The sequence below is a fragment of the Silvania sp. genome (assembly GCF_051656365.1).
Lineage (GTDB): Bacteria > Pseudomonadota > Gammaproteobacteria > Enterobacterales > Enterobacteriaceae > Enterobacter > Enterobacter hatchlandensis.
This window is the reverse complement of sequence record NZ_JBOGBT010000067.1, coordinates 1-8,178: the sequence shown is the minus strand read 5'-3', so window position 1 is coordinate 8,178 and position 8,178 is coordinate 1. Positions and strand designations below refer to the sequence as shown.

The window sequence follows — 8,178 nt, the reverse complement described above, 5'->3', positions numbered from 1 at the left end:
TGCCTTTAGTGTAGTGGGTTTAGCAGGGGTTAAACACCGGGTATTACAAGGGTTATCCCTGAACCAGGGTAGTAATTTTGTCGACGGTCACCGCAGGCCAGAGATTTCCCTGCATCGCACTGAACTGATAAGGGGATAAGCGCTGCAAGGTGCTGACATCATCGACGCCCGCGACCATCACCGATTGGCAGTACGGAGTCACCTGGCTGACGATTGCCCGTAAAAAGGGATCAAATGTATTATCGGTCAAATGCTGCTGGATGAAGTTTTTATCGAGCGCCACCCGATTAAACAGGCCATCGAAAATGGCTTTGGTTGAGGCATCTCCTGCACCAAAATTGGCAAGCACCAGCGGAAAGCGCAGCGCGAAGTTCATCAACACCGTATTCATGTTGCCTTTATTCAGATCGGGATAATTCTCATTTATAGAAAACTCCAGCCACGGGTGACGTTCACATATTGAAACGCCATTTCCGTCCATTATTAGATGGTCAACAATAGCTGGCGAAATATTTATCCATGCGAGAAGTTGTTGCTGAATAAAAAACAGTTTGCAGGTTTCGAGTAACGCCAGTTTTTCCTGAAACAGCGCCAGCTCTTGCGCGGGCGACAGGTAGGCCAGCACCAGCTCTGTTGGAATACGCACCTGAGACTCAACGCCGACAAAGTTGGCGATTATTTCAATGCCTTTGAGCACCCCTGAATCATGGCGCGCAGGGAGGAATAAAAGTTCAGATTGATAAGCATTATCCAGCGTGACAATCATGGTGTCCGCCTCACATTAAAGGCAATACATGACATCCTGAAACTTAAGCGACAGCAATTCAACGTGATGAGGTGTAATAAGAATGATTTCATTCGTTCCATGTGAATATCGGATTTTCCTTAGTCCTGAAATAATCTTATCCTGGTTATCTATTAATAGCCAGTTTTCCCTCCCCCACCAGAAATGGCTTCTGATTAATTCATTGGCTAATAATTGCATTGAAAGTAATGCTACGGAATGTGCGGCATTTAATGTTAATGAATCTCGTCGCGCCGGAGGGCGCGACAGAAGCTAGATGCGTCTGGCCTGCCAGAAGTTTTTGCGCCAGTAAACATTATTCAGAGAAGATCGCATCACGCCCCGGCTGGTAGAGGCGTGGATAAATTGATTATCGGTGTCATAAATTCCGACGTGGAGACCACTTTCACCGGAGCCAGTTTTGAAAAACACCAGATCGCCGGGCAGGAGATCGTCTTTAGTAATTTCGGTCCCGATTGTGGCCTGCTGACGGGTTTCACGCGGCAGTTGCAGCGCAAAGCGATCGCGGAAGGTCATCAGTACAAAGCCCGAACAGTCGACCCCGCGGCGGCTCATGCCACCGTAGCGATAAGGCGTCCCGCCCCAGTTTTGTAGTTGATCGTTGAGGCTGGCAATCACCGCAATGGAATCAGACAGCCGCGCATTAGGCGGTGGCGCACGGTGGCTACTGCATCCTGCCAGCACCAGCGCGATCAGCAAAATAAAACAGTAGCGCATTTCGGACGAAACCCCTGGTTTTTATCGATTTTGCGTAATTTAGCCTGTGTCTGCACCGCTTCGCAACCGGCAATTATTCCTGGGACGTTGAGATGATCATTCTGTGACCTTCTATATCCAGACGCCGGAAGGACATATCGTATGCCCGGGCCAGATTCGGCGGCGTCAGCACGCTGTCGCGCGCGCCGCTGGCAATCAGCTGACCGCGTTTCAGCAGCCAGACGCGGTGGGCATGGCGTAACGTGTGGTTCAGATCATGACTGCTCATCACAATGGCAAGCCCCTGATGGGACAGCGCGCTGAGCACCCTGTCGAGCGCCACCTGCTGGGCGACATCGAGGCTGTTCATCGGCTCATCCAGCAGCAGCAACTGACCATGCGGGTTACCGCCAGGATGGATTTGCAAAATGACGGCCGCGAGGCGCACCCGCTGCCACTCCCCCCCGGAGAGCTGGCTGGTGGGACGCGAGAGCTTATCCTCAACGCCCAGCGCCGCCGCCATCTCGCTCAGAAGCGCCTTTTGCTGACTGTCGTACTGATGCAGCGTCAGATAGTGCCAGACGGGCATGGCGAACGGTGGGGTCTGCTGCTGGGCCAGATAGGCCCGGCGGCAGGCCAGCGACGCTGAGGTCCACGCCTCGAGCGGTTGCCCCTGAAACGCGATCGTCCCTTCGCCCCGGGTTAACCCCGCCATCCGGGCGAGCAGCGTGCTTTTCCCGGCACCGTTCGGCCCGACAAGATGCACAATTTCACCCGGACTGACGCTCACGTCGAGCGGCCCCAGCCGCCCTTTTACCGCCACGGCGTTGAGCTGCATCAGTACGGTCATTAGCTCGCCAGCGCCTGCTTAATCGCGGCGGTAATAACGGGATCCTGCGGCGTCATGTCCGGGGAGAAACGCTGGATCACCTTTCCGTCGCGGCCAATCAGGAATTTTTCAAAGTTCCACAGAATGTCACCTGGGTGGGCCGGTGCGCGCCCTTTGCTGGCCATCCGCTCATAAAAGCCGCTGCCTTCCGGCGCAACCGCAGTCGGCGCCGCTGCCACCAGCTTTTGATAGATCGGGTGACGGTGGTCACCATTGACCTCCACTTTGCTGAACATCGGGAAGGTGACGCCGTAGGTCATGCTGCAAAACGTTTTGATCTCATCTTCACTCCCCGGCTCTTGCCCCAGGAACTGGTTGCAAGGGAAGCCCAGCACGGTGAAGCCATCGCCTTCCAGCGTCTTGTGCATCTCTTCCAGCTGCTCGTACTGCGGCGTCAGGCCGCATTTTGAGGCCACGTTAACCACCAACAGCACCTGGCCTTTATAGCCTTCCAGGGTGGTTTTTTCGCCATCAATGGTCGTCACTTCGGTGTTCAGAATATCGTTCGGCATAACTTTCCCTCAGGTTGTCATTCAGATTGGCTGCACTAGCGTCCGGCTTTTAAGAGTAGCCAGATAAACACAGGCGCGCCCAGCGTGGCCGTCACGACGCCAATCGGCAGTTCCGCGGCAGTCAGCGCCAGGCGCGCAATAATATCGGCAATCAGCAGCGTAGCGCCGCCTGTCACCGCCGCAGCGGGCAACAGCAGCCGATGGTCAGTGATACCACACAAACGCAGCATATGGGGGATGACAAGGCCAATAAAACCAATCGCGCCGGCCAGTGCGACGCTGACCCCCACCATCCAGCCGATGGCAATTACCAGCGTGTTGCGCCAGAAGGTGAGCGGCAATCCCAGCTGGCGGGCGGATATCTCGCCCAGCACCAGAATATTGAGCGGTGAGGCCTGGAAACAGGCCCAGACGATAGCCGGAACCAACAGCAGCATCAGCCAGCCCTGGCTCCAGTCCACGCCGCCGAAGCCGCCCATCATCCAGTACATCAGCTGGCGCAGATCGAACGAGGTGGAGAAATAGACCGCCCAGGTCATCAGGGCGCTACAGATGATCCCCAGCGCTACCCCGGCAAGCAGCAGGCGGCTGGAGGAGAGATGGCGGCGGGCAAAGCGCAACAGAATCACGGTGATGAACAGCGCCCCGGCGATAGCACAGAGGCTGAGTGCCCAGCCGGACAGTGCGCCACCGCCCAGCATCACGGCGGCGATCAGCCCCACTCCGGCACCGTTCGATACCCCTAACAGACCGGGCTCCGCCAGCGGGTTATCAAACAGGGCCTGCATAATCGTCCCGCTCAGGGCCAGCGCGGCCCCCACCAGCACCACGGCCAGGGTACGCGGCATACGGATTTGCCAGATGAATAACTCACCCTGCGGGCCAAACCACGCCTGCGGCCCGATCCATTGCTCACCGGCACAGAGGCTAAACCCCAGCGCGAGCACCAGCGCAACCAGCAGCAAAAGCACCTTACGCAGGTCGGAACGGTATTGCTGACGGGCAAATTCGGGCATGGGAGTCATTTTGCAAATGAATGATGTAATTGATTTTACGGTGGGTTTACGGGAGCGCAAAGAAAAAAGGCCGCATCAGCGGCCTTTTTAGTTAGATAGTATCACTCTGCTTTGGGTGAAGCGTTTTCGACACGGCTTTTTAACTTCTGGCCGGGTCTGAAGGTCACCACGCGGCGAGCTGTAATGGGAATATCCTCACCCGTTTTGGGGTTGCGGCCCGGACGTTGATTCTTGTCGCGCAAATCAAAGTTACCAAAGCCGGAAAGTTTTACCTGCTCACCGTTTTCCAGAGCGCGACGGATCTCTTCGAAAAACAGTTCTACCAGCTCTTTGGCATCCCGTTTGCTAAGCCCAAGCTTATCAAACAGATATTCGGACATTTCAGCTTTTGTAAGCGCCATAGGTTCAATCCCTCAATGATGCCTGGAATCGCTCTTTTAATGCCTCTACACATTTGGCGACGGTAGCGGCAATCTCCTCTTCTTCGAGTGTACGGCTGGTATCCTGAAGGATAAGGCTGATAGCCAGGCTCTTAAAGCCCTCTGCTACGCCCTTGCCGCGGTACACGTCAAATAAGTTTACGCCAACTACCTGATTTACGCCAACTTTCTTACATTCGGCCAAAACATCTGCGGCAGGCACGTTTTCGGCCACCACAACAGCGATATCACGACGGTTTGCAGGGAAGCGAGAAACGTCCTGAGCCTGAGGAATGACGCGGTCTGCGACCTTGTTCCACTCCAGCTCAAACGCCAGCGTACGGCCGTTCAGGTCGAGTTTGCGCTCCAGTTCCGGATGCACAACGCCAATGAAACCAACGCGTTCACCTTGCAGATAAATCGCCGCACTTTGGCCCGGATGCAGGGCTGGAATGGCCTCGGCACGGAACTCAATTTCAGATAATTTACCGGTCAGCTCGAGAACGGACTCCAGGTCGCCTTTCAGATCGTAGAAATCGACGCTGTTTTTGGTCAGGTCCCAGTGCTCTTCATAGCGGTTGCCACAGATTGCGCCCGCCAGCATCAGGTCCTGACGAATGCCCAGGTTAGCCTGAGTATCCGGGACAAAGCGCAGGCCGGTCTCGAAGATACGCACGCGGTTCTGCTGGCGATTCTGGTTGTAGACGATGGTGCTGAGCAAGCCGGTCAGCAGCGACAGGCGCATTGCGGACATTTCGCTGGAGATGGGGCTTGGCAGGATCAGCGCTTCCTGACCTGGGTGGATCAGCTGCTGCACTTTCGGGTCAACGAAACTGTAGGTGATCACTTCCTGGAAGCCTTTGTCGTTGAGCAGGGTTTTCACACGCTTCAGCGAGAGATCCGCCTCACGGTGCGAGCCCATTACCAGACCCGCCTGCACCGGCTCATCAGGGATGTTGTTGTAGCCATACACGCGGGCCACTTCCTCGACCAGATCTTCTTCGATTGCAATATCGAAACGCCAGCTCGGCGCAACGGCCTGCCACTGGTCCTGACCTTCGGTCACTTCACAGCCCAGACGGCGCAGAATGTCGCTCACCTGCGCATCGGCAATGTGATGACCAATCAGGCGATCCAGCTTGCTGCGACGCAGGGTGATGGTTGCACGCTTCGGCAGATGCTCAACGCTTGTGACATCGATAACCGGACCGGCTTCGCCGCCGCAGATATCGATCAGCAGGCGTGTGGCACGCTCAATCGCTTTGTACTGCAGCGCAGGATCCACGCCACGCTCGTAGCGGTGAGAGGCATCGGTATGCAGGCCATGACGGCGCGCGCGACCGGTGATGGACAGCGGGCTGAAGAAGGCACACTCCAGCAGTACGTTTTGCGTTTCATCATTGACCCCAGAGTGGTCGCCGCCAAAGATGCCACCCATCGCCAGCGCTTTGCCGTGGTCGGCAATCACCAGCGTATCGGTATTTAGCTTCGCTTCGGTACCGTCCAGCAGCACCAGCGTTTCGCCCTCTTTCGCCATGCGCACCACGATCCCACCTTCGATACGATCTTTATCGAACGCGTGCATCGGCTGGCCCAGCTCCAGCAGAACGTAGTTGGTAACGTCAACCACCGCATCAATGGAACGGATCCCGCAGCGACGCAGCTTCTCTTTCATCCACAGTGGCGTAGGGGCTTTAACGTTGATCCCTTTCACTACGCGACCGAGGTAGCGTGGGCAGGCATCAGCCGCATCTACCTGAATCGGCAGCGTGTCGTTGATGGTGGCGGCAACCGGGGTAATCTCCGGTGCGTTCAGTTCGGCCTGATTCAGTACCGCCACGTCGCGCGCTACGCCAATAATCCCTAAGCAGTCGGCACGGTTTGGCGTCACGCTGATTTCGATGGTGTTGTCATCGAGCTTCAGGTATTCGCGGATGTCGGTACCGATTGGTGCATCAGCCGGCAGCTCAATGATGCCGTTATGATCGTCGGAAATACCCAGCTCAGAGAAAGAGCACAGCATCCCTTCCGACGGCTCACCGCGCAGTTTTGCCGCTTTGATTTTGAAATCGCCCGGCAGCACCGCACCCACAGTTGCTACGGCCACTTTCAGGCCCTGGCGGCAGTTTGGCGCGCCGCAGACGATATCCAGCAGGCGTTCGCCGCCGACGTTAATTTTGGTTACCCGCAGTTTGTCTGCGTTCGGGTGCTGACCGCACTCCACCACTTCGCCCACCATCACGCCGTTAAAGGCGCCGGCAACGGGCTCAACGCCGTCGACTTCGAGACCTGCCATGGTGATCTGGTTAGAGAGCGCCTCGCTATCAAGCGCGGTGTTCACCCATTCGCGTAACCACAGTTCACTGAATTTCATTGTTCTGTCCTGCCCTTATTTAAACTGTTTGAGGAAACGCAGATCGTTTTCGAAGAATGCACGTAAGTCGGTGACGCCATAGCGCAGCATGGTCAGACGTTCCATGCCCATACCAAAGGCGAAGCCGGAGTACACTTCCGGGTCAATGCCGACGTTACGCAGCACGTTCGGGTGAACCATGCCGCAGCCCAGCACTTCCAGCCACTTGCCATTTTTACCCATCACGTCAACTTCAGCGGACGGCTCGGTGAACGGGAAGTAGGACGGACGGAAACGGATCTGCAGATCTTCTTCAAAGAAGTTGCTCAGGAAATCGTGCAGGGTGCCTTTCAGATTGGTGAAGCTGATGTTTTTATCAACGATCAGGCCTTCCATCTGATGGAACATTGGGGTGTGAGTCTGGTCGTAATCATTACGGTAGACGCGGCCCGGCGCAATGATGCGGATTGGTGGCTGCTTCTCTTTCATGGTACGGATCTGCACGCCAGAGGTCTGGGTACGCAGCAGACGGGTCGCATCAAACCAGAAGGTATCGTGGTCGGCGCGCGCCGGGTGATGGCCAGGAATGTTCAGGGCATCAAAGTTGTGATAGTCATCTTCGATTTCCGGGCCCGTCTCGACGGTAAAGCCCAGCTCACCGAAGAAGCTTTCAATACGGTCGATTGTGCGCGTGACCGGATGCAGACCACCGTTTTCAATGCGACGGCCCGGCAGGGAGACGTCGATGGTTTCTGCCGCCAGACGGGCGTTCAGTGCGGCGCTTTCCAGCGCATTTTTACGCTCGTTCAGCACCTGCTGAACCTGCTCTTTGGCTTCGTTGATTACCGCGCCTGCGGCTGGACGCTCTTCTGGCGGCAGCTCGCGCAGGGTAGTCATTTGCAGGGTCAAGTGCCCTTTCTTGCCCAGATATTCGACGCGGACGTTGTCTAACGCGGCAACATCTGAGGCCTGGTTAATGGCAGCCGTTGCACTGGCAACCAGCTCTGCGAGATGTGACATGGTTTTCCTCGTTATGTAGCGATATTTACAAGCGGCAGATACGAAAAAAGCCTCCATCAGGAGGCTTTCTGGCGCTGTTTTCCGTTTCGTCTTTCACGCGCTAGCCTCCTGAAGTCAGGTGCTAAAGTAAAAGAAGAAGCGGAAAATAGCAGCATTCATGCTTGCGTTACCTTGTGTGGTAAGAGACGTAAGACCTTATTGAAAAGGCTCGCCGGAAAATTGTCAATCTTTTGATACGCTTGAAACGAAAAGAGGGAGCAGAGCTCCCTCTTTAACTGGCTTATGCCAGAGCTGCTTTCGCTTTTTCGACCAGCGCGGTGAACGCTAACTTGTCGAATACTGCGATGTCAGCCAGGATCTTACGGTCGATTTCAACAGAGGCTTTTTTCAGGCCGTTGATGAATTTGCTGTAAGAAATACCGTTCTGACGTGCTGCTGCGTTGATACGCGCAATCCACAGTTGACGGA

The 8,178-nt window shown here is 55.7% G+C and carries 10 protein-coding genes and 1 other annotated feature; all 10 genes read right to left on the bottom strand.

The genetic code is table 11. The features are described from left to right. Window positions 1–52 precede the first annotated feature (52 nt). On the bottom strand, window positions 53–766 hold the full coding sequence (locus tag ACRDD5_RS13535) for an EAL domain-containing protein (RefSeq protein WP_438677048.1): 714 nt from the start codon (window positions 764–766) through the stop codon (window positions 53–55). Between the two features lie 291 nt (window positions 767–1,057). Continuing rightward, window positions 1,058–1,522 (bottom strand): NlpC/P60 family protein, encoded by a 465-nt coding sequence (locus tag ACRDD5_RS13530; protein ID WP_271283832.1) that lies wholly within the window; start codon window positions 1,520–1,522, stop codon window positions 1,058–1,060. Window positions 1,523–1,595: 73 nt separating this feature from the next. Continuing rightward, window positions 1,596–2,351: a vitamin B12 ABC transporter ATP-binding protein BtuD gene (gene btuD / locus ACRDD5_RS13525; RefSeq protein WP_438677047.1), complete on the bottom strand. Its 756-nt coding sequence runs from the start codon at window positions 2,349–2,351 to the stop codon at window positions 1,596–1,598. Next, window positions 2,351–2,902, bottom strand: a complete 552-nt coding sequence (locus ACRDD5_RS13520) for a glutathione peroxidase (protein WP_438677046.1) — start codon at window positions 2,900–2,902, stop codon at window positions 2,351–2,353. Before ACRDD5_RS13520 ends, btuD begins: the two co-directional genes overlap by 1 nt. Before the next feature lie 35 nt (window positions 2,903–2,937). Then, complete coding sequence (btuC, locus tag ACRDD5_RS13515; RefSeq protein WP_271283835.1) at window positions 2,938–3,918, bottom strand: vitamin B12 ABC transporter permease BtuC; 981 nt, start codon at window positions 3,916–3,918, stop codon at window positions 2,938–2,940. Between the two features lie 101 nt (window positions 3,919–4,019). Next, on the bottom strand, window positions 4,020–4,319 hold the full coding sequence (gene ihfA / locus ACRDD5_RS13510; RefSeq protein ID WP_006820203.1) for an integration host factor subunit alpha: 300 nt from the start codon (window positions 4,317–4,319) through the stop codon (window positions 4,020–4,022). Between the two features lie 4 nt (window positions 4,320–4,323). Then, a complete protein-coding gene (gene pheT / locus ACRDD5_RS13505; protein ID WP_438677045.1) occupies window positions 4,324–6,711 on the bottom strand; it encodes a phenylalanine--tRNA ligase subunit beta in 2,388 nt (795 codons plus the stop codon). A gap of 15 nt (window positions 6,712–6,726) precedes the next feature. Continuing rightward, a complete protein-coding gene (pheS, locus tag ACRDD5_RS13500) occupies window positions 6,727–7,710 on the bottom strand; it encodes a phenylalanine--tRNA ligase subunit alpha (protein ID WP_271283837.1) in 984 nt (327 codons plus the stop codon). Window positions 7,711–7,750: 40 nt separating this feature from the next. After that, window positions 7,751–7,874 (bottom strand) — a sequence feature (Phe leader region). Further along, window positions 7,825–7,869 carry a pheST operon leader peptide PheM gene (gene pheM / locus ACRDD5_RS13495; protein ID WP_001386830.1) on the bottom strand — a complete coding sequence of 15 codons (45 nt, stop codon included), beginning with the start codon at window positions 7,867–7,869 and terminating at the stop codon, window positions 7,825–7,827. It overlaps the preceding feature by 45 nt. A gap of 116 nt (window positions 7,875–7,990) precedes the next feature. Next, window positions 7,991–8,178 (bottom strand): 50S ribosomal protein L20 (gene rplT, locus ACRDD5_RS13490; protein WP_438677044.1); only part of this gene is annotated, 188 nt, incomplete at its 5' end.

What these genes read in the sequence shown, in the direction of transcription:
- ACRDD5_RS13535 (WP_438677048.1), bottom strand. Translation starts at nt 766, where the DNA reads ATGATTGTCACGCTGGATAATGCTTATCAATCTGAACTTTTATTCCTC.
- ACRDD5_RS13530 (WP_271283832.1), bottom strand. Translation starts at nt 1,522, where the DNA reads ATGCGCTACTGTTTTATTTTGCTGATCGCGCTGGTGCTGGCAGGATGC.
- btuD (WP_438677047.1), bottom strand. Translation starts at nt 2,351, where the DNA reads ATGACCGTACTGATGCAGCTCAACGCCGTGGCGGTAAAAGGGCGGCTG.
- ACRDD5_RS13520 (WP_438677046.1), bottom strand. Translation starts at nt 2,902, where the DNA reads ATGCCGAACGATATTCTGAACACCGAAGTGACGACCATTGATGGCGAA.
- btuC (WP_271283835.1), bottom strand. Translation starts at nt 3,918, where the DNA reads ATGCCCGAATTTGCCCGTCAGCAATACCGTTCCGACCTGCGTAAGGTG.
- ihfA (WP_006820203.1), bottom strand. Translation starts at nt 4,319, where the DNA reads ATGGCGCTTACAAAAGCTGAAATGTCCGAATATCTGTTTGATAAGCTT.
- pheT (WP_438677045.1), bottom strand. Translation starts at nt 6,711, where the DNA reads ATGAAATTCAGTGAACTGTGGTTACGCGAATGGGTGAACACCGCGCTT.
- pheS (WP_271283837.1), bottom strand. Translation starts at nt 7,710, where the DNA reads ATGTCACATCTCGCAGAGCTGGTTGCCAGTGCAACGGCTGCCATTAAC.